The following is a 26476-nucleotide window of genomic DNA, read 5'->3' on the forward strand; positions in this document are numbered from 1 at the left end:
CTGCACCGCCCCATAAAAATGCCCGGGCGAGTTTCGCTCGGGCTTTTTTTCGCCTCAAATAAAGGAAATCGCCCGTATGTTGGACGCCAATCTTAAAGCCCAGTTGAAATCGTACCTGGAACGGGTCACCCAGCCGATCGAGATCGTTGCCTCCCTCGACGACGGTGCGAAATCCCGTGAAATGCTGGAACTGCTGAAAGACGTTGCCAGTCTTTCGAGCCAAATTACCTTGATCGACAGCGGTGACGATGCACGCAAACCATCGTTCTCGATCAATCGCCCGGGCGCTGATATCAGTCTGCGTTTCGCCGGCATCCCGATGGGCCATGAGTTCACTTCACTGGTGTTGGCCTTGCTGCAAGTCGGCGGCCACCCATCGAAAGCCAGCGTTGAAGTGATCGAGCAGATCCGTTCGCTCAAAGGCGAGTTCAGCTTCGAGACTTACTTCTCGCTGTCCTGCCAGAACTGCCCGGACGTGGTCCAGGCGCTGAACCTGATGGCCGTGCTCAATCCGAACATTCGCCACGTCGCCATCGACGGCGCGTTGTTCCAGGACGAGGTCAACGATCGCAAGATCATGGCCGTGCCAAGCATCTACCTTAATGGTGAAAACTTCGGCCAGGGCCGCATGGGCCTGGAAGAGATTCTTGCCAAGCTCGACACCGGCGCCATCGAGCGTCAGGCCGAGAAGATCAGCGCAAAAGAAGCCTTCGACGTGTTGGTTGTGGGTGGTGGCCCGGCCGGTGCTTCGGCAGCCATCTATGCTGCGCGTAAAGGCATCCGCACCGGTGTCGCCGCTGAGCGTTTTGGCGGTCAGGTGCTCGACACCATGGCCATCGAGAACTTCATTTCCGTACAGGAAACCGAAGGGCCGAAGCTGGCCACGGCACTCGAAGAACACGTCAAGCAGTACGACGTCGATATCATGAACCTGCAACGTGCCGACAAGCTGATCCCTGGCAAAAACGGTGAGCTGCATGAAGTTCGCTTCGCCAGCGGCGCGACCCTCAAAGCCAAAAGCGTGATTCTGGCGACCGGTGCGCGCTGGCGGGAAATGAACGTGCCGGGCGAGCAGGAATACCGCAACAAAGGCGTGGCGTACTGCCCGCACTGTGACGGTCCGTTGTTCAAAGGCAAGCGTGTGGCGGTGATCGGCGGCGGTAACTCCGGCGTTGAAGCGGCCATCGATCTGGCCGGTATCGTGTCCCACGTAACCCTGCTGGAGTTCGACGTACAACTGCGCGCCGACGCCGTATTGCAGCGCAAACTGCACAGCCTGCCGAACGTCACCGTGATCACCAGTGCGCAAACCACGGAAGTCACTGGTAATGGCGAAAAGGTCAACGGCCTGCGTTACAAGGATCGCAACACTGATGAGTTGCGCACTGTCGAGCTGGAAGGGATCTTCGTGCAGATCGGTTTGCTGCCGAACACTGACTGGCTGAAGGGCACCATCGAGCTGTCGCCACGTGGCGAGATCATCGTCGATAACCGTGGTGAGACTTCGATTCCGGGTATCTTTGCTGCCGGCGACGTGACGACTGTGCCGTACAAGCAGATCGTGATTGCGGTGGGCGAGGGCGCGAAGGCTTCGCTGAGTGCTTTTGATCACTTGATCCGCACTTCGGCTCCGGCATAAGCGTCAGGCCTGAAATGAAAAACCCGTGAGCGATCACGGGTTTTTTATTGCGCGCGAAAAGCTGCCCCTCACCCCAGCCCTCTCCCGAGGGAGAGGGAGCCGATCGAGGTGTCTGGCGTTGTCCGCCGACCTGAACGACCCAGTCGATTATGGATTCAGCGCCAATCGTTCAAGTCGGCGTAATTCTCCAATATCTCCCAATCAGCTCCCTCTCCCTCCAGGAGAGGGAGAGGGAGCCGATCGAGATGTCCGAAGTGGGGTGTCGATCTGTAAGACCTGATCGATTTGGATTCAGCGCCAATCTTTCAAGTCGGTGAACTTCCGCAATATCCCCCAATCAGTCCCCTCTCCCTATGGGAGAGGGTTAGGGTGAGGGGCTTTTCAGCTTTTACAGCGGCGCAGGCTGAATAATCTCGACCCAGTAACCGTCCGGATCCTTGATGAACGCCAGGCTCTTCATGCGGCCATCGGTCAGGCGCTTCTGGAAGTCGCAGCCCAGTTCTTCAAAGCGTGCGCATGCCGCGACGATATCCGGCACCGAAATGCAGATATGGCCAAAACCACGCGGATCGGTATTGCCGTTGTGATAGGCGAAATCGGCGTCGTTTTCAGTGCCGTGGTTGTGAGTCAGTTCCAGAATGCCCGGAATCGACTTCATCCACTCGGTGCGAGCTGCGGCGTCGGCCGGGATCTGTGCCTTGTCGACCAGCGCGAGGAAATACAGGCTGAATTCCGCTTCCGGGAAGTCGCGCTTCTCAACCAGCGAGAAACCCAGCACGCGGGTGTAGAAGTCCAGGGATTTGCTGATGTCTTTCACACGCAACATGGTGTGGTTGAAAACGAAGTTTCGGGTTGCGCTGTCTGGCGTGGCGGTGACGCCGGGGAAAGTGTTGAGTTCGTGCAGGCTCATGGGCCCTCCAATAACTATGGGCGAGTGAATGGGCGCAATGATACGCATGCCAGTCGGCATCGCCAAATGAAAGGGCAGACTTGCCCTGCGTGCGGGCGAGCCTCAGACTTTACCGCTCAATCTGCGAGTGCGCCCGGCAATGATCCGACTGTTCAAATCCCTGTGTGTTCTTTCTGCTTTGTTGTTTGTGGCTGTTGATGTTTCGGCCGACGAGCCGAGCATCACCTGGCCGGCTGGTTGGCAAGTCCAGGCGCTGCCTGAGGCAACTGCGCAGGTTTCCCGCCAGCGTGCGGTCAAGAATGATGCCGATGGCAATCAAGTGATGGTGATGGAATTGACCATGACTCAGGTTGAGAAGGGGCATCAGGTCAATCTGCAAGGCGTCCTGCTGGAGATGCGCAAGTCGATACAGAAGGATTTCTTCCAGGGTGGCTATCAAAGCGTCTGCAACAAAGTGCATCCGACCACGCTGGGTACTTTGTCGGCACTGGAAACCACTTGCACGATCACCGAAAACGGTCGACATGTGTTGTCGCAAACCCTGGTGATGGCGGTCGAGGCGGACAAGGCTTATGTTCTTTCCTACGCCGGACAGGCAGAGGTTTATAAGGCGAGCGCAGACGAGATAGTGGCGGTGAGAAACAGCTTGAAACTTTAAGTCGCTGTACTCTTCATGGTTTGATTAGATACCCGAAGGGATTAAGCACAAAGTTTAACGCAGAGCTGCAATCGCAACATTGCGCAGCAAAGTGTTTAGCTCTGTGACTCAGCCACGTTACAGAAAAGTCGGAATTGTTAGATGAAATTCATTTCATTTGTTAGATATTGTCAATAAAAAAGCCCTGCATCATGCAGGGCTTTTTTGTTGGCGTCGGATTAACCGCGCAACCAAGAATCAACGGTAGCTGCACCGTATTGTTCCTTCCACGCTTTCAAGCCGCGGTGGTTGCCGCCCTTGGTTTCGATCAGTTCACCGGTGTGCGGGTTGTGATAAACCTTGACCACGCGAGCACGGCGGGTTTTAGGTGCTGCAGAGGTCTGCAGACCGGATTTTGCCGGGTTCGGATCGAGAATGGCGATGATGTCTTTCAGGCCTTTGCCGTAGGTTTTCATCAGCCCCTGGAGCTTTTCTTCGAATTCGATTTCTTTCTTGAGCCCGGCATCGTTCTTCAGCGATTCCAGCTGCTTGAGCTGTTCCTGAAGGGCCTTTTCAGCTGCACGAAATTCAGCGAGTCTGGACAATATCTTTACTCCAATAGTGTGTTTGGCTGATACCAACCGCAAACCAAGCTGTAAGCCAAGAGCCTTGAAGCGACTCGGTGATAAATGGCTCACCTGCCAATCTTGCTCAGGTTGAAAAAATTGTAGTAGTTAATGCGCCAAGAGTAAATCCTGATGTTGTCTTCATGTAACAACAACGGTCTTTTGTATCAATTTGGTGCGCCTGATCGGGACGCTCGTCTTAATCCGCCTTAGTTAATGGTGAGTTAATGCGCTGATGAAATCCGCAGCCGGCATCGGTTTGCCGAACAGGTAGCCTTGCAGGAAGTTGACGTGATGTGCGGTCAGATAATCGGCTTGTGCCTGAGTTTCGACACCTTCGGCAACAATACCCAAATCCAGCTTGGCCGACAGTTCGATAATGGTGTCTAGAATGTGTCGGGACAGTGCATCGATGCCGATCATGGCGACGAAACTCTGATCGATCTTGAGGAAGTCGACATTGAATTTGCGCAAATAGCCGAGGCTTGAGTGACCGGTGCCGAAGTCGTCAATCGCGATCTTCACGCCCAGCGCGTGCAGTTGCTCGAACAGTTGCCGGGTGATGTCGGTCGGCTCGATCAATTCGCGCTCGGTCAGCTCCAGCACCAGGCTGATGCTGTCGGGCGCGAATGCGGCGAGAAACGTTCGGCAGTCCTCCACCAGCTCCAGGTCCTTGCAATGGCTCGCGGTGATATTGATGCCGATATGAAACGGCGGGGTGAACGTTGCTGACAACGGCCCCAGCAACGCTGCGGTTTGTTGCATCAGTGCGCGAGTCATTGGCACGATCAGCCCCGAATGTTCGGCGAACGGTATAAACAGATCCGGGCGCACCAAGCCTTCTTTGGGGTGAGTCCAGCGCATCAATACCTCGGCTCCCGACCATGCCTTGCTGTCACCATGCACCACGGGCTGAAAGTAAGGAATGAACTCGCCGGCTTCGAGCGCGCGGAGCATCTCGTGGCTCGGAGACGTAGAGCGCTTCTGCAAGACATGGCCGATGGCTCCCGACACCACGCCAAAAAAGATCAACAGACTGAACAGCGGCGGATACTCATCGGCCATGTACCGCCAGGTTTCGCCCTCGGGAAAACCCGCAGAAACGCTGAACGCATAGCGTGAAGAGTCCATGGTGTTTTGCGCTATCGGCAGCGCGGGCAGGGCGCCGCTATGCACTTTGCCGTCGGCCGACAGCCAGTTGCCGCCTACTTGCAACACCAGCAGCATGTGCCGGCCGATCAGACGCAACATGTTGCTTAGATGGTAACCATCCAGGGTGGTCAGGGCGCCGCCGCGACCTTCGCTGAGCCGATAGACCAACAGAGCGGTGTTGGGTGTCACCGGGTTGCCATTCATCAGCCACAACTTGCCCTGGTTGTAATCGCCTGCGTTGACGGCTTCTTTATAGTCGCCAAACAACGAGCTGCAGTAGAGGTTGTCGTCCCACACCAGATTGGTCGAGCGCACGAACGGGCGGCGGGTCACTTGTTCGCGTAAAGCGAGTTTGACGTTCTCGCAGGTCTGGCCGGCCAGTGGCAGCAACTCATGGGCGGCCTGGGCGGTGTTGTCGAGCATCAACTCGAATTGGCGCAACGCCTCTTCGGCAGTCTGACGTGAGCCTTGTTCCAGCGTGCGTTCGGCTTGCATATAGAGAATCGCGCTGCCCAGCAGCACCGGAAGCAAACCGCTGAGCAGCGTGAAAACGATGCGGGTGCTGCGCTTGCGGCGGGGTCTGACGGTCAACGGCATGGGCGCATCCTGTCGCGGTGGAGTGGGGCTGTCGAATGCAGGCCGGACAACGGCGCGCCGCTGAAAAACACATCAGCCAGAGGGGAGGATAGATGGCAGAAGGCGCTTGCGCCGCTCATCAATGATGTATCCGCGTCGCCAGTTCGATAAACGCCAGAGTGGCGGGGGACGCCTGGCGCTGATCGAGGACGGCAAGTCCAACCTGGCGCTGCACGGCGGGCAGCAACGGCTTCTTCACGTAGCGAGGTGAGGCATCGTCCGGCAATGACCCTTCGGCGACAATCGTGATGGCATCGCCACGGCTGACCGTATCGAGTGTGCTGAGCAGTTGCGAGCAGCGATAGCGAATGTTCGGTTGCAAGCGCGCGGCCATGAACAGCCGCGAGACCAGTTCCGAAGAACCGGCCTCAGTGAGCACGAAAGGGACGTCGCACAAATCCTTGAGACTCAATGCCGACCGCACTGCCAAGGGATGATCCACTGGGAGCAGGGCAACCATCTGGTCTTCGATCAAAGCGAACGTGTCGAAGCGCTCCTCGGGCAGCACCACGAAACCGATGTCGATCCGCCGCTCTTCCAGCCATTGAATCACTTGTCGATCCGGCCCTTCATCGATGTGTACTTCGATGCCCGGATGCGCCTCGCGATATTGCCGCAGAATATCGGGCAGCAGCTTGATCGACGAAGTCGGGCCGAACGAGCCGATGCGCAAGGTGCCGCTTTTCATACCGCGCGCATCGGCTGCCTCCTGACGCAAGGTGTTGGCCAGACCGAGCATGGCGCGGGCGCGCAGCAACAATTGCTCACCGATGTCACTGAGTTCCACGGACGACTGATGCCGGCGCAGCAGTTCGACACCGAGTTCCTGCTCCAGCGCCTTCATCGCATGGGACACCGCCGACTGCGAAATCCCCAGCCGATGCGCGGCGAGGGTAAAACCGCGCAGTTCGGCGACCAGCGAGAAGATCTCCAGTTGGGTGAGGGTCATGAGTATTTACTCATTTTACGATGACAAGGAATGAGGTGAATGATACGGCATTCCTCAAGTTCCTGGGTCTGGAGCGTCATGCCTAACGTCGAGCAACTGCACACAACATCATCCGACATCCCCGTTTACCTGACTCTGGCGGCGGTCACCATGATCTGGGGCGGGACCTTTGTCGCCGGGCGGTTCCTGGGCGGCAGCCTGAGCCCGATGTTCGCCGCCAGCCTGCGCTTTTTGCTGGCCAGTGCGGCGCTGCTCGGCTTTTTATGGCTAGCGCGGATCCCCTTGGCGCGACCGACACCCCGGCAGTGGCTGCAACTGATGCTCTTGGGTTTCTTCGGGATTTTCTTCTACAACTTGTGCTTCTTTTACGGCCTGCAATACATCAACGCCTCGCGCGCCTCGTTGATCGTCGCGTTGAACCCGGCAGTGATCGGTCTGGCCTCGTGGTGGTTGTTCAAAGAGCGCCTGGGCCGGATGAAAGTCGCCGGCATCGCGACCTGTATTGTCGGCGCCGGTCTGGTGATCGTCAGTCGCAATCCGCAATTACTGGCGGCAACGCCTGATGCATGGATCGGTGATCTGTTGATACTCGGCTGTGTGCTGGGCTGGGGTGTTTACTCGTTGTTTTCCCGTGAGCTGAATCAAACGTTGGGGCCGGTGCAGACCGTGACGTGTTCGATCCTGATCGGCACGCTGATGTTGTGGGTTCTGGCGGCCGCTCGCGGCGAACTGAGCTGGAGTGCGCTGAATAACCTCGGCCTGCCGCAATGGCTGAGCCTGATCTACCTCGGCGTCCTCGGCTCGGCGCTGGCCTACATCGGCTACTACGATGGCATTCGTAGAATCGGCGCGACGCGTAGCGGCGTGTTTATCGCGTTGAACCCGCTGACGGCGGTTATTCTTGGCGCGCTGCTGCTGGGCGAGCAACTGACGCCCGCCATGTGCGTGGGTGGTGCGCTGATCCTGGGCGGCATCTACCTGTGCAACAAACCCCTTGCAGCGGGCGCAAAAAAGCGGATTTTATAGAGAGAGCAGACAAGCCTATTTACGCTGTGTAGAATCGGGTTACGCATACAATAATAATCGTCTTCTGGCAGCAGAAGCCTCGCCCGCAAGAGCCTTGGGTCGACAATGAAGATATTCGGGTTTCAACTGATCTACGGTGACTTCCTCGCCCGCAGTGTGCGTGGCATCTCCTGTGCGCCACCCACCGACCTCGCAGACTGACAAATAACCCAGGTTAATTTGATAAGAATGATGAGGCGTCACCATGACAGATTTATACGAAAACCCAATGGGCCTGATGGGCTTTGAATTCATTGAACTCGCATCGCCGGTGCCGGGCACCCTGGAGCCGATCTTCGAGATCATGGGCTTCACCAAAGTCGCCACCCACCGCTCCAAGAACGTGCACCTTTATCGTCAGGGCGCGATCAATCTGATCCTCAACAACGAACCCAACAGCGTCGCTTCATACTTCGCGGCTGAACACGGCCCTTCGGTTTGCGGCATGGCGTTCCGCGTCAAGGATTCGCAAAAAGCCTACAACCGCGCACTGGAACTCGGCGCTCAGCCGATCCACATCGAAACCGGTCCGATGGAACTGAACCTGCCGGCGATCAAAGGCATTGGCGGCGCGCCGCTGTACCTGATCGATCGTTTCGGCGAAGGCAGCTCGATCTACGACATCGACTTCGTGTTTATCGAGGGCGTTGACCGCAACCCGGTTGGTGCCGGCCTGAAGATCATCGACCACCTGACCCACAACGTGTATCGCGGTCGCATGGCCTACTGGGCGAACTTCTACGAGAAGCTGTTCAACTTCCGCGAGATTCGCTACTTCGACATCAAGGGCGAATACACCGGCCTGACCTCGAAAGCGATGACCGCACCGGACGGCATGATCCGCATCCCGTTGAACGAAGAGTCGTCCAAGGGCGCGGGCCAGATCGAAGAGTTCCTGATGCAGTTCAACGGCGAGGGCATCCAGCACGTCGCGTTCCTCACCGACGATCTGATCAAGACCTGGGACCAGTTGAAGAAAATCGGCATGCGCTTCATGACCGCGCCGCCGGATACTTACTACGAAATGCTCGAAGGTCGCCTGCCGAACCACGGCGAGCCGGTTGATCAGCTGCAATCGCGCGGCATTCTGCTCGACGGCGCCTCGGAGCAGGGCGACAAGCGCCTGCTGCTGCAGATCTTCTCGGAAACCCTGATGGGCCCGGTGTTCTTCGAGTTCATCCAGCGTAAAGGTGATGATGGTTTCGGCGAAGGCAACTTCAAGGCTTTGTTCGAATCGATCGAGCGGGATCAGGTGCGTCGTGGTGTGCTCGCTACCGAGTAATCCGCCACTGAAATGAAAAAATCCCGGCCTGCAGAGATGCAGTGCCGGGATTTTTTGTTTCACACAAGTCCTGTGGGAGCGAGCTTGGTCCGGGCGGCGATCCGACGAATGCGGTCTCCCATTCAACATCCAGGGTGACTGAACCACCGCTTTCGTCGGATCGCCGCCCGGACCAAGCTCGCTCCCACATTTGTTTTGTGTTGCGCTTATGGGCGGCGTTGCCGCATCAGATGTTTGAAGCCTTCGAAGACCAGCACTACCACCGCCAGCCAGATCGGAATGTACGTCAGCCATTCCCCGGACTTGATGCTCTCACCGAGCAACAGCGCCACACCGAGCAGCAACACCGGCTCAACATAACTCAACAAGCCAAACAGACTGAATGGCAGCAAACGGCTGGCAATGATGTACACCACCAACGCCGACGCGCTGATCAACCCAAGCAATGGAATCAGCCACATCAGCCCCGGATATTGATCGAACACGCCGAAACCTTGCTCGCCACCCTGCACAAACCAATAGGCGACGGGCAGCATCAGCGTCATGTCGACCCACAGGCCGCCCAGATTGTCAGTCTTCAGGTATTTGCGCAGCACGAAGTACAACGGGTAGCCAACCACAACCACCAGTGTCGCCCAGGAAAAGCCGCCCACCTGATACAGCTCGTTCACCACACCCAGGATTGCGAAGAACACCGCGACTTTTTGCAGGTACGACAGGCTCTCGCCGTAGGCAATCCGCCCGGTCAGCACCATCGCCAGTGGCAGCAGGAAGTAGCCCAGCGAAACATCGAGGCTGTAGCCGTTGAGCGGCGCCCACATGAACAGCCACAATTGCACACCGAGCAGGGCCGCCGAAACGATCAGGCCAGCGATCAATTTCGGTTTTGCCGCCATCAACCGAACCAGCTCCAGCACCCGCCGCCATTCCCCGGACACCAGCATGAATACGGTCATGCACGGAACGGTCAGCAGCATCCGCCAGCCGAAGATTTCCACGCCACTCAACGGCGTGAGCAACGAGGTGTAGTAATACATGACGGCAAACAGCACCGAGGCTGAAACCGATAAAGCGATACCTTTAGACAAACTGTCCTCGCGGGTCGATGGTCAAACGGGGCGCGAAGGATACGTGGTTTTTGTGCTGAATATTGGCCGAGTGATCAATATTCCCCACATCCTGAAGATAAGCACAAAACCTGTGGGAGCGAGCCTGCTCGCGAAAGCGGGGTGCCAGACAACGCCGATGTTGAGTGTGCCGGCCTCTTCGCGAGCAGGCTCGCTCCCACAATGGATTTGTGTTGAACCCGCATTTGCTTATTTCAAGCCTGCCGCGGTTTACGCCCCGACACAAAATGGCTCACATCGTTGAACCCCGGCGTCGATGAGTGCCCCGGTGTCACCAGCGAATCGATAAACGCCTCATCCTCCGGCGTGATCTTCACTGCCTGCGCTTTGCTGTAGGCATCCCACTGCGCCTCAGTGCGCGGCCCGACAATCGCCGACGTCACGGCACTTTTGTTCAACACCCAGGCAATCGCAAACTCGACCATCCCGACGCCGCGCTGCTCGGTGTAATGCTGAATCTGTTGGGCAATGCGCAGCGACTCCACGCGCCACTCGGTTTCCAGAATGCGCTTGTCCTGACGCCCGGCGCGGCTGTTGGCGTCCGGTTGGACGTCCGGCGCGTATTTGCCACTGAGCACGCCACGGGCCAGCGGACTGTAAGGCACCACACCGAGGCCATAGGTTTGCGCCGCCGTAATCTGTTCGGTCTCGGCCTGACGGTTGACGATGTTGTACAACGGCTGGCTGATCACCGGGCGATCAACGCCAAGGTTGTCGGCGATGCGAATCACCTCGGCAATCCGCCAGCCGCGATAGTTCGACAAGCCCCAATATCGAATCTTGCCCTGACGAATCAGATCGCCAATCGCCGACACGCTCACTTCAAGCGGCGTGTTGTGGTCTTCACGGTGCAGGTAATAGATGTCGAGATAGTCGGTGCCGAGCCGGGTCAGGCTGGCATCGATGCCATTGAAGATATGTTTGCGGCTCAGACCGCTGCGGTTCGGTACACCGTCCACCGGGCCGAAACCGACCTTGGTCGCCAGTACCCATTCATGCCGATGCCGGGCTATTGCTTCACCGACGATCTCTTCGGAACGGCCGTTGGTGTAGACGTCGGCGGTGTCGATGAAATTGATTCCCTGATCCCAGGCCTTGTCGATGATGCGCAGCGAATCCTCGGCGCTGGTCTGCTCGCCAAACATCATCGTGCCGAGGGTGAGAGTGGACACCTGCAACCCCGAGTGACCGAGTGTGCGAAAGCTCATGCCGAAATCCTTTTGTCGGTGGGAAAGGGTTAATCAAATACCAGAAGCGTGCGATGCGGCAAAGTGAATTATTGGCTCGACACAGCCCTCACCCTAACCCTCTCCCAGAGGGAGAGGGGACTGACCGTAGCGTTTGAGCGAGCTCCACCGACGTGCAATAACGAGTCGAACTCAGGTCTTGAAAAGCACAAAAATCGGTTCCCTTCTCCCGAATCGAACTCAAATCTTGAAAAGCACGGCAATCGGCTCCCTTTCCCCCTCGCCCCCTGGGGGAGAGGGCTGGGGTTGATCTGGCTTAATGATTCTGGACACCCCTAAAGGGCGGTAATCTACGCCCAACGACGAGGTGTGATTTGACCAGACGCTATTTTTCGACAGATTTCAAACGGGACGCGGCTTGCCTGGTTTTGGATAAAGACTATTCGGTGAGCGAAGCCTGTGAAGCAATGGGCGTGGGCCCTACAGCTCTGCGCCGCTGGGTTGAGCAACTGCGTGCGGAGCGCAGCGGCAAGACGCCTGAGAAGTCCAAGGCCATGACCGTTGACCAACAACGCATTCAGGAGCTGGAAGCAACAATCCGACGGATTGAGCGCGAAAAGGAAATTTTAAAAAAGGCTACAGCTCTCTTGATGTCGGATTCCCTCGATCGGTAAGGCTGGTCGAGGAGTTAAGCGAGCAATATCCAAGATCCGAGTTGTGCGTCGTATTTGGAATCAGCCGCAGCAGTTATTACGAGCGTCTGAAACAGCGGGCGAAAGTGGATGTCGAGCGCGATCGCCTAAAGATCAAGGCTGCTGAATTACATGAGCAAAGTCGCGGCTCAATGGGCGCGCGCAGCCTGTCAAAAGCGCTGTGTAACGAAAAAGAGTCGGTAGGTCGTTACATGGCTCGTAGCCTGATGCGCGAGCTCGGTTTGAAGAGCCAGCAACGGCGCAGGCATCGTTACAAACCTAGCGGCGCGGAGGCTCAATACGCCCCCAATCATCTGGAGCGTAAATTCAATGTCGAGGCCCCCAATCGAGTGTGGTGTGGCGACGTGACTTACATTTGGGCCGGTACTTACTGGGTTTATCTGGCTGCTGTACTTGATCTGCATGCCCGCCGCATCGTCGGCTGGGCGATGTCCAGAAGTCCGGATTCAGCTCTGACCTGTCGAGCGTTAAAGATGGCTTTCGAGTCGCGAGGACGCCCTGAAAACCTAATGTTCCATTCGGATCAGGGCTGTCATTACAGCAGTAAAATGTTTCGTGAAACGCTGGCGGACATGCGCATAAAACAAAGCATGAGTCGACGAGGAAACTGCTGGGATAACGCCCCGATGGAGCGTTTCTTTGGCAGTTTGAAATCTGAATGGATACCCAAGGCTGGCTACCGAAACGAAGATGAGGCCAGTACCGATGTGTTGCGCTACCTGACCCATTATTACAATCGGATCAGGCTGCACAGTCACAACGGATATCGGACTCCGGTAGCAATGGAAGCCTTGGCAGCATGAGAAATGACCTAAACCCTATAACTGTGTCCAGTATCGTTTGACCAGATCAGGTGAGGGGGAAAAGATCTGCAGGACACCACCAAAACCCCAGTCGGACATCCAATAAAAAACGGCCCTGAAAAAGGGCCGTTCTTCTGGCATCAAAAACTCAAGCGCGCAACGTCCGCGTCATGCGCAACGCCAGCAGACTCCCGCCCACAATCACCCCCGCCAACAGATACAACGCCGCATCCGTCGAACCGGTGCTGTCCTTGACCCAACCCACCAGATACGGGCTAAGGAACCCAGCCATCTGCCCCATCGAGTTGATCAACGCCAGACCACCGGCCGCAGCACCCGCGCTCAACATTGCCGTCGGCACCGGCCAGAACATCGGCAGACCGGTCAGCGCGCCCATGGTGGCAATGGTCAGACCGAGAATCGCAATGGCCGGGTTGGCCGCGAAATTCACCGCAATCACCAGGCCTATCGCGCCCATCAACATCGGCACCACCAAATGCCAGCGACGTTCTTTACGCAGGTCCGCCGAACGCCCGACCACCAGCATGAACACTGCCGCCAGCAGATACGGAATCGCACTCAGCCAGCCGATCACCAGGTTATCGCTGAAACCGAGGTTTTTGATGATCGACGGCAGCCAGAAGTTGATCGCGTACACGCCGCTCTGGATGCAGAAATAGATCAGACCGAACGCCCAGATCGCCGGGTTCTTGAACACTGCCAGCAGTGAGTCGGAGGTGGTTTTCGGCTTGTTCGCCAAATCTTCGGCCTGATCCGCTTCCAGCACTGCACGCTCATGCGGGCTCAGCCACTTGGCATTGGCGAAGCTGTCGCTCAGCAGGAAATAGGCGAGGGCGCCGAGAATCACCGTTGGAATACCTTGGAGCAGGAACATCCACTGCCAACCCGCCAAACCACCTTGCCCTGCGGCAAAGTGATTGAGAATCCAGCCAGAGAACGGGCTGCCGAGCAATCCGGAAACCGGGATCGCCGACATGAACAACGCCATGATCCGGCCACGGCGGAAGGTCGGGAACCACTGCGAGAGGTACAAAACAACGCCCGGGAAGAACCCGGCTTCGGCCGCGCCGGTAAACAGGCGCAGGGTGTAGAACTCGGTCGGGGTGGTGACGAACAACAGGCAGGTCGACAGCGTGCCCCAAGTGATCATCATCACCGCAATCCAGCGCCGTGGGCCGAATTTGGTCAACGCCAGATTGCTCGGCACGCCGCACAACACGTAGCCGATGAAGAAGATACCGGCACCGAGGCCGTACACGGTTTCGCTGAATTTCAGTGCATCGAGCATCTGCAGTTTGGCAAATCCAACGTTGACCCGGTCGAGGTAGTTGAACAAGTAGCAGATGAAGATGAAGGGAATCAAACGCAGGGTGATGCGTTTGTAGACGGCATTTTTATCGTCAACGATGGTCTGGGTAGCTGCGGCGCTCTGCGACATAGCGGCTCTCTCTTTATTATGATTTTTTGCGATGCAAAGGGTAACGTTGATCGCCCCGAGAGTCTCGGTCACCTTTGGCCGGATTGTCTTTGTGCCTGAGCACAGGGTTTGCCGCCAGACCCTGTGCGACTGAACAACTGCCAGTGCCATAAATCAAGGATTGCCGCCGCTATGTTCGAACTCGATCACGACCTCGCCCAGGATATCGTCGACCGGGCCATGGCCATTTTGCCCTACAACGTCAACGTCATGGACAGCCAGGGGTTGATCCTCGGCAGCGGTGAACCGGAGCGTATCAACACCCGTCACGAGGGCGCGCAACTGGTGCTGGCCAACGGTCGCGTGGTGGAGATCGACGCACAAACGGCCATGCATTTGAAGGGCGTACAACCGGGCATCAACCTGCCGCTGTTGCTCGATCAGCGCTTGATCGGCGTGCTCGGGATTACCGGTGAACCGGAGCAACTGCGCACGTACGCAGAGCTGGTGCGCATGACCGCCGAAATGCTCGTCGGCCAGCGCAATCAGCAGGCCGAACAGCAATGGCGGCGCCAGCGTTGTGATGATTTGCTCGCGCTGCTGTTGAACGAGGCGGGTGACTCGCCGCGTCTGGTCGACGAGGCGCAGCAACTCGGACTCAAACCGCAATTGACGCGGGTGCCGTATCTTTTCGAGCTGGGCCTTGAACATGGGCCGGGGCAAACCGTCGAGGCGTTGAGTGCCTGGCTGATGTCGCGTTATCCCGATAGCTGGTGCGTGAGCTCGGCGAAGTCGTCGCTGTTGTGGTGTCGGCCGGCGAGCCAGCACGTCGAGCATGATCGCCTGCTGGAAAAACTCGATGGCCTGGGCTGGAAGATTTTGCGCATCGCCGTGGGCGGGCAGGCCGATGGACTGGTCGGGTTGCGTCGGTGTTATCGGCGTGTGGGCGATCTTCTCGCTTATGGTCGAGAGGTGCTGCCGCACTCGCGTCTGCTGACACTGAACCGTTATCGATTGCCGGTGATGTTGTGGCGGCATCGCAATGACGATGCGCTGGACGAATTGCTCAAACCGTTGCGCAAGGTGATCGCCAAGGATGGCAACGGCCAGTTGCTGGCGACATTGCGCAGCTGGTGCGAACACGATGGCCAGAGTCAGGCGTGTGCCGATGCGTTGGGGATTCATCGCAACAGTTTGCGTTATCGGATGGAGCGGATTGCTGAACTGAGCGGGGTTGATCCGTTGCGGCTCGATGGGATGCTGGCGCTGTATCTGGGGGTGCAGTTGCTACCGCAGACTGATCCGAATTGATTGGGCGCCTATAAGGAAGCCTTCGCGAGCAGGCTCGCTCCCACAGGTTGATCGCATTCCATTGTGGGAGCGAGCCTGCTCGCGAAGGGGCCGGAACATTCAAAAACAGATTTTTTGTGAAAATGAACAATAAACGCCCCCGCCACTTGTGCAGCGGACAGGCGTCAATGCGCAGGCCGACTGGCAGCATGAGGGCATTGCAACCGGAGAATTCCCATGAAGATCGTCATCGCCCCCGATTCGTTCAAGGACAGCCTCAGTGCCCAAGGCGTCGCCGAAGCCATTGCCCTCGGCCTGGCGCAGGTCTGGCCGCAGGCAACGATGGTCAAATGCCCGATGGCCGACGGCGGCGAAGGCACGGTCGAATCGATCCTCGCCGCCTGCGAAGGTGAACTGCGCCGCACCCGTGTGCGCGGCCCTTTGGGCACTCCCGTCGACGCCGCGTGGGGCTGGTTGCCGCACAACCACACGGCAATTATCGAAATGGCCGAGGCCAGCGGCTTGCAACTGGTGCCATTGGGGCAACGCGATGCCTGCATCAGCAGCACTTTCGGCACTGGCGAATTGATTCGCGCAGCGCTGGATGCTGGTGCGCAACGGGTGATTCTTGCAATTGGCGGCAGTGCGACCAATGATGGCGGCGCCGGAGCGATGCAGGCATTGGGCGTGAAATTGCTCGATGCGCAACATCAGTCGCTGGTGCCCGGCGGCTTGGCACTGGCGCAACTGGCACAACTGGACCTGAGCGAACTCGACCCGCGTCTGGCACAGGTGCGCTTCGATATCGCGGCCGACGTGAACAACCCGCTGTGCGGCCCGCACGGTGCTTCGGAGATTTTCGGCCCGCAGAAAGGTGCATCGCCGGCGCAGGTGCAGCAACTCGATCAGGCGTTGGGCCACTTCGCCGAACTGTGCGCACAAGCGCTGGGCAAAGATGTTCGCGACGAACCGGGCAGTGGTGCGGCGGGTGGTTTGGGCTTTGCTGCCAAGGCTTTTCTCGGCGCGCAATTTCAAGCCGGAGTTGAAGTGGTCGCCGAACTGGTCGGCCTCGCCGAAGCCGTCAAAGGCGCTGATCTGGTGATTACCGGGGAAGGGCGCTTCGACGCGCAGACCTTGCGCGGCAAGACGCCATTCGGTGTTGCGCGGATCGCCAAACAGCACGCGGTGCCAGTGATTGTCATCGCCGGAACATTGGGCGAGGGTTATCAAGCGCTTTACGATCACGGCGTCGATGCGGCATTCGCCGTAACCAGCGGCCCGATGACGCTGGAGCAGGCCTGCGCCGAAGCACCGCGCCTGTTGCGCGAACGCGCGACGGACATCGCCCGCGTCTGGCAGATGGCCGCGAAATTCTGAGCAGCTCCTACACAAAGAGATTAACGGTGTTTCATCGCTGTAACACCCTGAAAAATAGTTGCGTTTGACCCGCAATCTTCCTAAAGCCTGGCCGATACAGCTAACAGGCGCGCAGATAACTTCCTAAAACAGTGACGCCGGACTGAGCCCGTCTCCTCGGGCCAGTGATCACGCATGGACGCTCGTAGTTTCTATCTTCCGAGAGCTCAACTATGTCCCTGCGTAACCTGAATATCGCGCCCCGTGCCTTCCTCGGTTTTGCCTTTATCGCCTTGCTGGTGATTGCCCTGGGCGTGTTCGCCGTCAGCCGCATGACGGTCATCCGCCAGGCTTCGATCGATATGGACTCGACGCAATTGCCCAGCGTCACTCACCTCAGTGTGGTAACGGAAAACGTCCTGCGCATGCGCATCCTGTCCTTCCGAGTACTGGTCAATCGCGAACCGGCCAGCCTGCAAGAAGCGCAAACGCGCATTGCCGTGCTGGTCGACAAGGTGCGCAAGGCTCAGGCCAGCTACGCCGCACTGCCCGCAGGCCCTGAGGAGCGTGAAATCTACCAGACCTTCTCAACCACTCTGGACCACTACCTGCAAGCGCAGAACCAGATGATCGAGTTCTCGCGCCAGGACAACCTTGAAGCGTTACGCACGTTGATCAACACGCGCATCAAGGAAGGCACCGACCAGATGGGCGAGCAGCTCAACAAGCTGATTGCAATCAACACGGCCGATGCGAAAACAGCGGCCATCAAGGCCGGTGAACACTACGACAGCGCTGTGACCGGGATCATCATCGTCGCCGTGATCGCAGCGCTGGCCACCGTGCTGCTGGCCTGGTTGCTGACCCGCAGCATCGTCACGCCGCTGAACCGTGCCGTGCAGGCTGCGCAAACCATTGCTGACGGCAACCTGACCAAAGTCATCGAAGTCGATGGCAAGGATGAAGCGACGCAGTTGCTGCAGGCGCTGGCCACCATGCAGAACAACCTGCGTAAAACCATCGAACAGATCGCCGGCTCCGCCACGCAACTGGGCGCTGCTGCCGAAGAACTAAGCGCGGTGACCGAAGAAGCGTCCCGTGGCTTGCAGCAACAGAACAACGAAATCGAACAAGCCGCCACCGCCGTCAACGAAATGACCGCCGCCGTCGAAGAAGTGGCGCGCAACGCCGTGTCGACTTCCGAAGCCTCGAACCAGTCGACCCACGCCGCCCGCGAAGGTCGCGATCAAGTGGTGAAAACCGTCGACGCGATCCAGACCATGACCCACGACGTGCAGAACACCGCGCACATGATCGAAGGTCTCGCGGCGCAAGGTCGTGATATCGGCAAGGTGCTCGACGTGATCCGCGCCATCGCCGAACAGACCAACCTGCTGGCACTCAACGCCGCGATTGAAGCAGCGCGTGCCGGTGAGGCCGGACGCGGGTTTGCGGTGGTCGCGGACGAGGTGCGAGCACTGGCCCATCGCACTGCGCAGTCGACCCAGGAAATCGAAAAAATGGTCGCCGGCATCCAGAACGGCACCGGCGAAGCGGTTTCGTCGATGCAGCAAAGCAACCAGCGCACCCAGACCACCCTGGAAATGGCCCGCGCCGCCGGCGTGGCGCTGGAGCAGATCACTCAGTCGATCCACCAGATCAACGAGCGCAACCTGGTCATCGCCAGCGCCTCGGAAGAACAGGCGCAAGTCTCGCGCGAGGTCGACCGCAACCTGGTCAACATCCGCGATCTGGCCACGCAATCGGCCGCCGGGGCCAACCAGACCAGCGCCGCGACCCACGAACTGTCGCGTCTGGCGGTGGATTTGAATGCCATGGTGGCGCGTTTCGTGATTTGAGATACGGTGAAGGCTGGAGACCGCGCAATCAGGAGACGTACATGCGCTATTCAGCCTTGACCCAACGAATCGCCGGGGAGGGAGCAGCGGCCTGGCAGATTCACGACCGAGCGCTGGAGTTGCGCGCCGAGGGTGTCGATATCCTGCTGCTGAGCGTGGGCGATCCGGATTTCGATACACCGCTGCCGATTGTCCACGGCGCGATCGACAGTTTGCTCGCTGGCGATACCCATTATTCCGAAGTGCGTGGTCGTTTAGCGTTGCGCAAGCTGATTGCCGACCGCCATCGTCGGCGCAGCGGGCAAGCGGTCGATGCCGACCACGTGATCATCATGCCCGGCGCGCAATGCGCGGTGTATTCGGTGGCGCAATGTCTGCTGGATCCGGGCGATGAAGTCATCGTCGCTGAGCCGATGTATGTCACCTACGAAGGCGTGTTTGGCGCTTGCGGCGCGACGGTTGTGCCGGTGCCGGTGCGCCCGGAAAACGGCTTTCGCGTTGATCCGGCCGATGTCGCTGCGCGGATCACGCCGAAAACCCGCGCGATGCTGCTCAACAGTCCGAACAACCCGAGCGGCGCGAGCCTGTCACTGCTGATCTGGCAGGAACTGGCCGCGCTGTGCGTGCGGCATGACTTGTGGCTGATCAGCGACGAGGTCTACAGCGAACTGCTTTACGAAGGTCAGCACGTCAGTCCGGCCAGTTTGCCGGGTATGGCTGAGCGCACGGCGACCATCAACAGCCTGTCGAAATCCCACGCCATGACCGGCTGGCGCATCGGCTGGATGATCGGGCCGACATCGCTGGCCGAGCATTTGGTCAATCTGTCGCTGAGCATGTTGTTCGGGTTGCCGGATTTTGTGCAGAAGGCCGCAGAGATTGCGTTGCAGTCAGACCTGCCGGAAGTGACGCAAATGCGCGAGGAATATCGCCTGCGCCGGGATCTGGTGTGCGAACGTTTGAGCGGTTGCCCGGGGTTGTATCCGATCCGCCCCGATGGCGGCATGTTCGTGATGGTCGATGTGCGCCAGACCGGGCTGGGCGCCCAGGCGTTTGCCGAGCAGTTGCTGGAGGGTTATGGCGTGTCGGTGCTGGCCGGTGAGGCGTTCGGACCCAGTGCAGCGGGGCATATCAGGATTGGTTTGGTGCTGGATCGGGTGAAACTGGCGGATGCCTGTGCGCGGATTGCGCTTTGTGCGGCGCAGCTGTTACAGGCGCGCAGTGCTTGATGGTTTTGTCTTGCCAGTACCGGCCTCTTCGCGAGCAAGCTCGCTCCCACATTGGAAATGTATTCCCCTGTGGGAGCGAGCTTGCTCGCGAAGGCGGCATCACAGCCACCGAATAATTCAGCCCTGCCAAGCCCCTGGATTCACCAGATTCGCCGGCTTCTCTCCCTTCAACGCTGCCAACAGATTCTCCACCGCACACCGCGCCATCGCCTCGCGCGTCTCATGCGTCGCCGAACCCATGTGCGGCGTCGCCACCACATTGTTCAGTTGCAACAGCGGCGAATCATGATTCAGCGGCTCACGCTCAAACACATCCAGCCCCGCCGCACGAATCCGCTGATGACGCAGCGCCTCGACCATCGCCGCCTCATCCACCACCTTGCCCCGCGAGATGTTGATGAAGATGCTTTCCGGACGCATCAGCGCGAACTGCTCAGCGCCAATCAAGCCTTCGGTCTGCGCGGTCAACGGCAAGGTCAGACAAATGAAATCGGCTTGCTGAAGCAGATCTTCCAGGCTGCGATATTGCGCATCGAATCGCGCCTCGACCGCCGGTTTGCGCGACTGGCTGTGATAGAGCACCGGCATGCCGAAACCGAAATGTCCACGCTGCGCCAACGCCTCGCCGATGCGGCCCATGCCGATAATCCCCAGCGTCTTGCCATGGACGTCGGTGCCGAAATGCGCCGGCCCGATGTTGCGGCTCCACTGGCCGCTGCGCACCATGTTCGCCAGTTCGACCACACGCCGGGCGGCGGCGAGGATCAGCGCGAAACCGGTGTCGGCGGTGGTTTCGGTGAGCACGTCCGGGGTGTTGCTCAGGAGGATCTTGCGCCGGGTCAGGTAATCGATGTCGTAGTTATCGACGCCCACCGATACGCTGGCGATGGCCTGAAGTTGCGGTGCGAGATCGAGCAACGCTGCGTCGAGTTTCAGGCTGGCACCGAGCAAACCGTGGGCACGGGGCAGGGCATCGCGCAGTTGCATCAGTCCGTCGGCGTCGAGGCTTTCGATCAGCGTCACTTCGCACTGTTCTTGCAAGCTCGCCATCAGCGCGGGCGAAAGTTTCTTGTACAACACGACCTGTTTTTTCATGGCAAAAGTCTCTTCAGGAATGCGCCGGCACGGCACGCGTGGCGACGGCTTTGGCGACGACGCGATCACTGGCGCCGGGCTTGAGAAAAATCGTCAGGACCACCGACAGCAGCAGCGCGCCGCTCATCAGCAGGTACGAAGCGCCGGGCGAACCGGTGGAACTGTTCAGATAACCGACCAGATACGAGCCGCCGAACGAACCGAGCGCGCCCATGCTGTTGATCAGTGCCATCGCGCCACCGGCAACGTTGGCGGGCAGAATCTCCGGGACGATGGCAAAGAACGGCCCGTAAGGCGCATACATGCAAGCGCCAGCGATCACCAACAGCGTGTACGACCACCAGAAATGTTCAGCGCCCAGGGCGTAGGAGCCGTAAAACGCGATGGAAGCGATCAGCAGCGGCGGCCAGACAAAGCGTTTGCGCTTCTGCAACTTGTCCGACCCCCACGACACCAACAGCATGCCGATCACCGCCGCCAGATACGGCAGCGCCGACAGCCAGCCGGCCTCGATCATGTCCATTTGCGCGCCGGCCTTGAGGATCGACGGCAGCCACAGCACAAAGCCGTAAACGCCAATGCTCCAGCAGAAAAACTGCAGCGCGAGAATGATCACCTTCGGCGAACGGAACGCCTCCGCGTAGTTCTTCACCGCTTTGATGCCGACCTGTTCGGCGGCGAGTGCGCTTTCCAGATCCTGCTTTTCCTGGTCACTGAGCCATTTGGCCTGCGCCGGACGATCGTCGGCCAGACGCCACCAGATAAATGCCCATAGCACCGCCGGCAAACCTTCGATGATGAACATCCAGCGCCAGCTGAAATGCTGCACCAGATACCCCGAAACCACTGACATCCACAGCATCGTCACCGGGTTGCCAAGAATCAGAAACGTGTTGGCGCGCGAGCGTTCGGCACGGGTGAACCAGTGGCACAGATACACCAGCATGGCTGGCATCACAGCGGCTTCGACCACGCCGAGCATGAAGCGGATGACGATCAGCCAATAGGCGTTGGAGACCACGCCGGTCAACGTGGCGAGGCCGCCCCAGAGAATCAGGCTGACGAAAATCAGTTTCTTCACGCTGTGCTTTTGCGCGTAGATCGCGCCGGGCACCTGGAAGAAGAAATAGCCGAGAAAGAACAGCGCACCGAGCAGTGATGACAGGCCTGGGGTGATCATCAGGTCTTCGGCCATGCCCGACGCGGCGGCGAAGCCGTAGTTGGCGCGATCGAGATACGCCAGGCTGTAAGTGATGAACACGATCGGCATGATGTACCACCAGCGGCGGGTGGCGAGGGTTGTGGTTTTCATGGGTGTTGCTCCTGAGCTTGTTGTTTTTGTCGCAGCAGGTTCAATTGATCAGTTGTCAGTGACGGCCCCATCGCGAGCAGGCTCACTCCTACATTTGAAATGCGTTCCCTTGTAGGAGTGAGCCTGCTCGCGATCGGCGCCTTCGAGTTCAGTGAGGAGTTCAGCCCGGGTTGGAAGGCCTTCCATATCCCCGCGACTCTGCACCGCCCGACTGCCAATCCAGTTCGCGCGCTGCACCGCCTCGGCAAAACTCTGATGTTCCAGCAGGGCACTGATCATCCCCACCGCAAAACCATCACCGGCACCGACCGTATCGACGACATTGGTCACCGGCACACCCGCGACAAAACCCTGATCCAGATGCGTTCGGTAATACGCACCCTGCGGGCCAAGTTTGATCGCCACGGCTTCGGCACCTTGATCGAGATAAAACGCAGCAATGTCCGCCGGATCATCAAAACCAGTCAGCAAACGACCCTCGCTCAAACCCGGCAACACCCAATGGGCGAGGGCGGCGAGGCGGTTGATCTCGCGGATCATTTCGCGCTCGCTGGCCCACAGGCTCGGGCGCAGATTGGGGTCGAACGACACGCTGCGCCCGGCATTGCGCATGCGCGTCATCAGTTCGAAGGACATCTCCCGCGCCGAAGCCGAGAGCGCCGGAGGAATGCCGGTGGCATGCAGATGGCGGGCGCTCAGCAGGCTTGTCGAGATCGACTGTGGTGACAGATGACTGGCCGCCGAACCGCGCCGGAAATACTCGACCTGCGGGTCGCTGCCATCGTCGTTGCGCGATTTGAACTGGAAACCGGTCGGGTGCTGTTTATCGACGTCGACGTGACTGCATTCCAGACCTTCCTTGATCAAGGTCTCGACCACAAAACGCCCGAGCGAATCATTGCCGACCCGGCTCAGCCAGGCGACGTTGAAACCCAGGCGCGACAGCCCGATCGCGACATTGCTGTCAGCCCCGGCGATGCGCTTGTGGAAGTGCTCGACCGCCGCCAGATCTCCGGTTTGCTCGGCGACCAGCATCGCCATGGTTTCACCGAACGAGAGAATATCGATCTCAGACATGAGCAGGCTCCAGACGGGATTGGCCCAGACAGGCGAGGGCGGCAACGTGCTCGGTGGTCAGTTGCACCAGGTCATCGCCCTGCAACGGGTATTCGGCGGCGCGCATAACGCCTTGGGCCATGTGCCGCAACAGTTGTTCCCACAGATGCAGGTCACTGACGGCCGGCGGCACCGCAACCAGTTTGCCGTCGGCGCGACGAGCCACGGCTTTGCAATGTACATAGCCGACATGGCGACCGAGCAGGCGGGCGGCGCTGGCAGCGGACTGGTCCTGCCATTGCCAGTTGCCGATGTCGAAGGTCATCTTGATTGGCAGGTTGTGCTGCTCAACGGCGGCGAAGAAGCGCTGAAACGGTTCGATGCGTCCGCCGTGCAGGGTCTGGTCGTTTTCCACCAGCAACTGCACCGGATTGAGTTTCAAGCGTTCGGCTAGGGCTTGCAGATCGTTGGTGTCGGTGAAGTAGCCGAGAGAAACCTTGAGCCACTTTGAGCCGAACGCTTCGGCCTGTTGCAGCGCGGTGATCAACTCGGGATTCGGCTGCGCCTGACCGGCCAGCCACAGTTCGGTGGGCGAGGAATAAATGCTTTGCAGACCCTGCGCCAGCGTGGCCTCAGCCAGTTGCGCAGGGTCTTCGCGCGTCAGCAACTCTTCGCGCCACTCGATGCGATTCGCCCCGGCGGCAGCAAGCACATCTATGAAAGCATCCTGCCCGCGCTGGCGCACAAGCTCGGCGCCGTAGCTGGACAGGCTGATGGAAACGGCAGGTTTATTCATTGTTGTTGACCTCTGAAACCGGTTTCATTTTTGTTCAAAAAAATATCAGTGAATGATGTGTTGTTTTTGCTGGCCCCTTCGCGAGCAAGCTCGCTCCCGCAATGGAATGCGATCAACTGTGGGAGCGAGCTTGCTCGCGAAGGCGCCAGATCAGACACCGCCAACTTCACGGGTCGATCCACGCTCCACCAGCACCGGCGCAAAATCCACCACCCGCGCCACCTCATCATCTCCACGCAAGCGCTTGAGCAAACACTCAAACGCCCGCGCGCCAATTTCTGCCGTCGGCTGAGCCAGCGCGGTAATCCCGCAGCCCACCAACGGATACCAATCCAGATCATCCACGGCAATCAGCCCGACATCCTCAAACAACCGGCAACCCATCTGACGCAACGCCGTCGTTGCGGCCAGCGCTGCCACGCCATTGGCGCAAAACAACGCTTTTGGCCCGGCACCGGGCATGTTTAAAAAGTTTTGCAGTTGCGCGCTCAGATCATCGCCGGTTTCCAGCACCGCTCCAGTCAGCGCCGAGCGCCGGGCAATCTGCGCCTGAAAACTGCTGACCCGCTCGATCCGTGAACTGGTGCCGTCATAGGGTTCAGTCACCAGCACCAGATCCCGATAACCACGTTGCTCAAGATGCGTCAGCGCGATCTCAACCGCTTGCGGGTTGTTCAGCCCGACCATATCGCTGTCGAGCCCGTCGACCTTGCGATCCACCAGCACCAGCGGCATCTCGCGGCGCAGCTCGTGCAATTCGTCACGGTGATGACCCAGCGTGTTCACGATCAGCCCTTCGATGTTGTACGAGCGCAATAGCGCAAGGTGCTGGCGTTCCTGCTCGTCATCACGGTCGGTGTTGCACACCACCAGGCTGTAGCCGTGCGCACGGCAGGCGGTTTCCACCCCGTGCATCACGGCAATCGAATAAGGGTTACGAATATCGGCGACGAGCATGCCGATCAGGCGGGTACGCCCGCGTTTCAGGCCGCGAGCCATCTGGTTGGGGCGATAGCCGAGTTCCGCGATGGCCTGGTCGATGCGCAGGGCAATGGTATCGGAGAGCAGGGCACGGTCATCGCCGATGAAGCGCGAGACGCTGGCCTTGGAGACCCCTGCGCGTTCGGCGACGTCAAGCATGGTGACGCGGCTGCGCTGAGCGGCAGAAAAGACGTTCAATTCGGTAGACCTTGTTTTTGGAGGGTAGCGTTTCAATGTGCAAATACCGCTGAAACCGGTTTCAGAAGACACTATCGAACCCTGGGTCGTCAACCTTCAAATACGTCAAAAGCATTCATGGCAAGCCGGATTTCCGACAGGCGGTTACTTGACCTGTCAGATCTGACAGTAGGCAGTTTCTGGATAACAGCGCTTAATTTCTTCAGGCCAAGGTGACCAGCCAGTGAGAAATTCCATGCCGACCAAAGCGCCAATTACTGCCAGCAGCACATTGAATTCCGCTGTGCTCCTGAGCCTACCGAAAGTGGACGGAGTTGACCCCCAAGATCCGGCGGGAACATTGCCGCCGGACGCAAAGCAAGTCGGCATCGTCTGCGTGATTGACCGCTGGCCGAATTTTCCTGTTTCTGGCGTGCGCAAAGACCGTGTCGAGATCTTCATTGTCGGTAACCCCGATTTTGTCGCTTGGGCCGAATATGGAGCCGCGGACGACGCTGTGGAATTTCGTATTTCAGTGGCTCCCGAGAAACTACCGGATGTGGCGACGTTTGAGTTGTTGTATACGGTACGTTCGATTAACCCCACGACGTCGGATAAACGACGCCTGACATATGCAATCGTTGCGCCACCGCAACGTTTAAAAGAGGCGGGTTTTCCCGACGCAGACATTTGGGGGTATATCGGTTGTTATAAAAATTATCCCGACGATCCGGAGTCCTTGTTTATCTGGGAAGGGGTGCGCGTCGAGATTCCTTTTGATGATTTATTTAATCTTAACGATGTCCTCAGAGTTTATTGGCAAGCATGGGACTCTCTAAACGGACCAGGAAAAGATGTAGATCCATTAACCCCAGAGTTCGAATTCAATGAGGTTGTAACTGATGTTGTAAACAAACAAGCGGTAAAGCTGGTGATAAAACCATTTGCCTCACATATAGAGCCGATGCGAAACAACGATTCAGCGACGGTCAATTACCAGTTGTTGCGAAATGGAATTCCTATATTTCGCTCTTTTACCGGGCTGGTGAAAGTAGACAGGGTGATTCCGGGACAAAGCGAATATTGCGCTGACTCAAGTTGGATGACTTGATCAGAGCGTAATAGTGGCAGCGATATCACGACTGCAGTTGGCGGCGTTCG

Annotated in this window: 22 protein-coding genes; 10 read left to right on the plus strand and 12 right to left on the minus strand. The window is 58.5% G+C overall.

Annotated elements, in window-relative coordinates:
• Positions 1-76 precede the first annotated feature (76 nt).
• A complete protein-coding gene (gene ahpF / locus ACRRSD_RS27855; RefSeq protein WP_122599919.1) occupies positions 77-1639 on the plus strand; it encodes an alkyl hydroperoxide reductase subunit F in 1563 nt (520 codons plus the stop codon).
• A gap of 388 nt (positions 1640-2027) precedes the next feature.
• Here the strand turns inward: ahpF and gloA are convergent, their stop codons facing one another.
• The gene (gene gloA / locus ACRRSD_RS27860) at positions 2028-2549 is read right to left on the minus strand and encodes a lactoylglutathione lyase (RefSeq protein WP_038368197.1); all 522 of its coding nucleotides are present in this window, start codon (positions 2547-2549) and stop codon (positions 2028-2030) included.
• Between the two features lie 139 nt (positions 2550-2688).
• Here gloA and ACRRSD_RS27865 point away from each other — a divergent pair, with 139 nt between their 5' ends.
• Positions 2689-3207 carry a DUF4946 domain-containing protein gene (locus tag ACRRSD_RS27865; RefSeq protein ID WP_435036435.1) on the plus strand — a complete coding sequence of 173 codons (519 nt, stop codon included), beginning with the start codon at positions 2689-2691 and terminating at the stop codon, positions 3205-3207.
• A gap of 218 nt (positions 3208-3425) precedes the next feature.
• Here the strand turns inward: ACRRSD_RS27865 and ACRRSD_RS27870 are convergent, their stop codons facing one another.
• The 3 genes from ACRRSD_RS27870 to ACRRSD_RS27880 form a co-directional block, all read right to left on the minus strand.
• Positions 3426-3791, minus strand: coding sequence for a histone-like nucleoid-structuring protein, MvaT/MvaU family (locus ACRRSD_RS27870; protein WP_007912217.1), 366 nt, complete (start codon positions 3789-3791; stop codon positions 3426-3428).
• A 234-nt stretch (positions 3792-4025) separates the two neighbouring features.
• Positions 4026-5561, minus strand: coding sequence for an EAL domain-containing protein (locus ACRRSD_RS27875; protein ID WP_435036436.1), 1536 nt, complete (start codon positions 5559-5561; stop codon positions 4026-4028).
• A gap of 118 nt (positions 5562-5679) precedes the next feature.
• Positions 5680-6549, minus strand: coding sequence for a LysR family transcriptional regulator (locus ACRRSD_RS27880; RefSeq protein ID WP_435036437.1), 870 nt, complete (start codon positions 6547-6549; stop codon positions 5680-5682).
• 78 nt (positions 6550-6627) lie between these two features.
• Here ACRRSD_RS27880 and ACRRSD_RS27885 point away from each other — a divergent pair, with 78 nt between their 5' ends.
• On the plus strand, positions 6628-7575 hold the full coding sequence (locus ACRRSD_RS27885) for a DMT family transporter (RefSeq protein WP_435036438.1): 948 nt from the start codon (positions 6628-6630) through the stop codon (positions 7573-7575).
• 244 nt (positions 7576-7819) lie between these two features.
• Complete coding sequence (gene hppD, locus ACRRSD_RS27890; RefSeq protein WP_016984437.1) at positions 7820-8896, plus strand: 4-hydroxyphenylpyruvate dioxygenase; 1077 nt, start codon at positions 7820-7822, stop codon at positions 8894-8896.
• A gap of 206 nt (positions 8897-9102) precedes the next feature.
• On the opposite strand, the gene rarD is transcribed toward hppD, so the two are convergent.
• Both rarD and ACRRSD_RS27900 read right to left on the minus strand, forming a co-directional pair.
• Positions 9103-9984: an EamA family transporter RarD gene (rarD, locus tag ACRRSD_RS27895; protein WP_435036439.1), complete on the minus strand. Its 882-nt coding sequence runs from the start codon at positions 9982-9984 to the stop codon at positions 9103-9105.
• Between the two features lie 233 nt (positions 9985-10217).
• Positions 10218-11231 carry an aldo/keto reductase gene (locus ACRRSD_RS27900; RefSeq protein WP_435036440.1) on the minus strand — a complete coding sequence of 338 codons (1014 nt, stop codon included), beginning with the start codon at positions 11229-11231 and terminating at the stop codon, positions 10218-10220.
• A 353-nt stretch (positions 11232-11584) separates the two neighbouring features.
• Here ACRRSD_RS27900 and ACRRSD_RS27905 point away from each other — a divergent pair.
• Positions 11585-12726, plus strand: a protein-coding gene (locus tag ACRRSD_RS27905) for an IS3 family transposase (protein WP_435036441.1) whose coding sequence is annotated in 2 segments (ribosomal slippage) — positions 11585-11846 and positions 11846-12726 — 1143 coding nt in all. Because the reading frame shifts where the segments join, the coding sequence is not laid out codon by codon here.
• Between the two features lie 148 nt (positions 12727-12874).
• Here ACRRSD_RS27905 and ACRRSD_RS27910 read toward each other — a convergent pair.
• Positions 12875-14185, minus strand: a complete 1311-nt coding sequence (locus ACRRSD_RS27910) for an MFS transporter (RefSeq protein WP_435036442.1) — start codon at positions 14183-14185, stop codon at positions 12875-12877.
• A gap of 171 nt (positions 14186-14356) precedes the next feature.
• Here ACRRSD_RS27910 and ACRRSD_RS27915 point away from each other — a divergent pair, with 171 nt between their 5' ends.
• The 4 genes from ACRRSD_RS27915 (at position 14357) to ACRRSD_RS27930 (ending at position 19898) form a co-directional block, all read left to right on the plus strand.
• A complete protein-coding gene (locus ACRRSD_RS27915; RefSeq protein WP_435036443.1) occupies positions 14357-15475 on the plus strand; it encodes a sugar diacid recognition domain-containing protein in 1119 nt (372 codons plus the stop codon).
• A gap of 216 nt (positions 15476-15691) precedes the next feature.
• Complete coding sequence (locus tag ACRRSD_RS27920; protein WP_435036444.1) at positions 15692-16831, plus strand: glycerate kinase; 1140 nt, start codon at positions 15692-15694, stop codon at positions 16829-16831.
• A gap of 212 nt (positions 16832-17043) precedes the next feature.
• Positions 17044-18669 (plus strand): methyl-accepting chemotaxis protein, encoded by a 1626-nt coding sequence (locus tag ACRRSD_RS27925; protein WP_435036445.1) that lies wholly within the window; start codon positions 17044-17046, stop codon positions 18667-18669.
• A gap of 41 nt (positions 18670-18710) precedes the next feature.
• On the plus strand, positions 18711-19898 hold the full coding sequence (locus ACRRSD_RS27930; protein WP_435036446.1) for a pyridoxal phosphate-dependent aminotransferase: 1188 nt from the start codon (positions 18711-18713) through the stop codon (positions 19896-19898).
• 117 nt (positions 19899-20015) lie between these two features.
• On the opposite strand, the gene ACRRSD_RS27935 is transcribed toward ACRRSD_RS27930, so the two are convergent.
• From ACRRSD_RS27935 to ACRRSD_RS27955, 5 genes are all read right to left on the minus strand, one after another.
• Positions 20016-20993, minus strand: a complete 978-nt coding sequence (locus ACRRSD_RS27935) for a 2-hydroxyacid dehydrogenase (RefSeq protein ID WP_435036447.1) — start codon at positions 20991-20993, stop codon at positions 20016-20018.
• A 13-nt stretch (positions 20994-21006) separates the two neighbouring features.
• Complete coding sequence (locus ACRRSD_RS27940) at positions 21007-22305, minus strand: MFS transporter (RefSeq protein ID WP_435036448.1); 1299 nt, start codon at positions 22303-22305, stop codon at positions 21007-21009.
• Positions 22306-22353: 48 nt separating this feature from the next.
• Entirely contained in the window at positions 22354-23382 is a 1029-nt protein-coding gene (locus tag ACRRSD_RS27945; protein WP_435036449.1) for a sugar kinase, read from the minus strand.
• Complete coding sequence (locus tag ACRRSD_RS27950; RefSeq protein WP_435036450.1) at positions 23375-24157, minus strand: sugar phosphate isomerase/epimerase family protein; 783 nt, start codon at positions 24155-24157, stop codon at positions 23375-23377. The genes ACRRSD_RS27945 and ACRRSD_RS27950 overlap by 8 nt, the downstream gene beginning before the upstream one ends.
• A 150-nt stretch (positions 24158-24307) precedes the next feature.
• Positions 24308-25336: a LacI family DNA-binding transcriptional regulator gene (locus ACRRSD_RS27955; protein WP_435036451.1), complete on the minus strand. Its 1029-nt coding sequence runs from the start codon at positions 25334-25336 to the stop codon at positions 24308-24310.
• Positions 25337-25571: 235 nt separating this feature from the next.
• Here ACRRSD_RS27955 and ACRRSD_RS27960 point away from each other — a divergent pair, with 235 nt between their 5' ends.
• Complete coding sequence (locus tag ACRRSD_RS27960) at positions 25572-26426, plus strand: hypothetical protein (protein WP_435036452.1); 855 nt, start codon at positions 25572-25574, stop codon at positions 26424-26426.
• Positions 26427-26476 lie beyond the last annotated feature (50 nt).

Origin of the sequence: Pseudomonas neuropathica (assembly GCF_051174785.1) — a bacterium.
Taxonomy (GTDB): domain Bacteria; phylum Pseudomonadota; class Gammaproteobacteria; order Pseudomonadales; family Pseudomonadaceae; genus Aquipseudomonas; species Aquipseudomonas neuropathica_A.

What these genes read in the sequence shown, in the direction of transcription:
- ACRRSD_RS27950 (WP_435036450.1), bottom strand. Translation starts at nt 24,157, where the DNA reads ATGAATAAACCTGCCGTTTCCATCAGCCTGTCCAGCTACGGCGCCGAG.
- ACRRSD_RS27915 (WP_435036443.1), top strand. Translation starts at nt 14,357, where the DNA reads ATGTTCGAACTCGATCACGACCTCGCCCAGGATATCGTCGACCGGGCC.
- ACRRSD_RS27940 (WP_435036448.1), bottom strand. Translation starts at nt 22,305, where the DNA reads ATGAAAACCACAACCCTCGCCACCCGCCGCTGGTGGTACATCATGCCG.
- ACRRSD_RS27960 (WP_435036452.1), top strand. Translation starts at nt 25,572, where the DNA reads ATGCCGACCAAAGCGCCAATTACTGCCAGCAGCACATTGAATTCCGCT.
- hppD (WP_016984437.1), top strand. Translation starts at nt 7,820, where the DNA reads ATGACAGATTTATACGAAAACCCAATGGGCCTGATGGGCTTTGAATTC.
- ACRRSD_RS27885 (WP_435036438.1), top strand. Translation starts at nt 6,628, where the DNA reads ATGCCTAACGTCGAGCAACTGCACACAACATCATCCGACATCCCCGTT.
- gloA (WP_038368197.1), bottom strand. Translation starts at nt 2,549, where the DNA reads ATGAGCCTGCACGAACTCAACACTTTCCCCGGCGTCACCGCCACGCCA.
- ACRRSD_RS27910 (WP_435036442.1), bottom strand. Translation starts at nt 14,185, where the DNA reads ATGTCGCAGAGCGCCGCAGCTACCCAGACCATCGTTGACGATAAAAAT.
- ACRRSD_RS27935 (WP_435036447.1), bottom strand. Translation starts at nt 20,993, where the DNA reads ATGAAAAAACAGGTCGTGTTGTACAAGAAACTTTCGCCCGCGCTGATG.
- ACRRSD_RS27865 (WP_435036435.1), top strand. Translation starts at nt 2,689, where the DNA reads ATGATCCGACTGTTCAAATCCCTGTGTGTTCTTTCTGCTTTGTTGTTT.
- ACRRSD_RS27875 (WP_435036436.1), bottom strand. Translation starts at nt 5,561, where the DNA reads ATGCCGTTGACCGTCAGACCCCGCCGCAAGCGCAGCACCCGCATCGTT.
- ACRRSD_RS27925 (WP_435036445.1), top strand. Translation starts at nt 17,044, where the DNA reads ATGTCCCTGCGTAACCTGAATATCGCGCCCCGTGCCTTCCTCGGTTTT.
- ACRRSD_RS27900 (WP_435036440.1), bottom strand. Translation starts at nt 11,231, where the DNA reads ATGAGCTTTCGCACACTCGGTCACTCGGGGTTGCAGGTGTCCACTCTC.
- ACRRSD_RS27930 (WP_435036446.1), top strand. Translation starts at nt 18,711, where the DNA reads ATGCGCTATTCAGCCTTGACCCAACGAATCGCCGGGGAGGGAGCAGCG.
- ACRRSD_RS27920 (WP_435036444.1), top strand. Translation starts at nt 15,692, where the DNA reads ATGAAGATCGTCATCGCCCCCGATTCGTTCAAGGACAGCCTCAGTGCC.
- ahpF (WP_122599919.1), top strand. Translation starts at nt 77, where the DNA reads ATGTTGGACGCCAATCTTAAAGCCCAGTTGAAATCGTACCTGGAACGG.
- ACRRSD_RS27945 (WP_435036449.1), bottom strand. Translation starts at nt 23,382, where the DNA reads ATGTCTGAGATCGATATTCTCTCGTTCGGTGAAACCATGGCGATGCTG.
- ACRRSD_RS27880 (WP_435036437.1), bottom strand. Translation starts at nt 6,549, where the DNA reads ATGACCCTCACCCAACTGGAGATCTTCTCGCTGGTCGCCGAACTGCGC.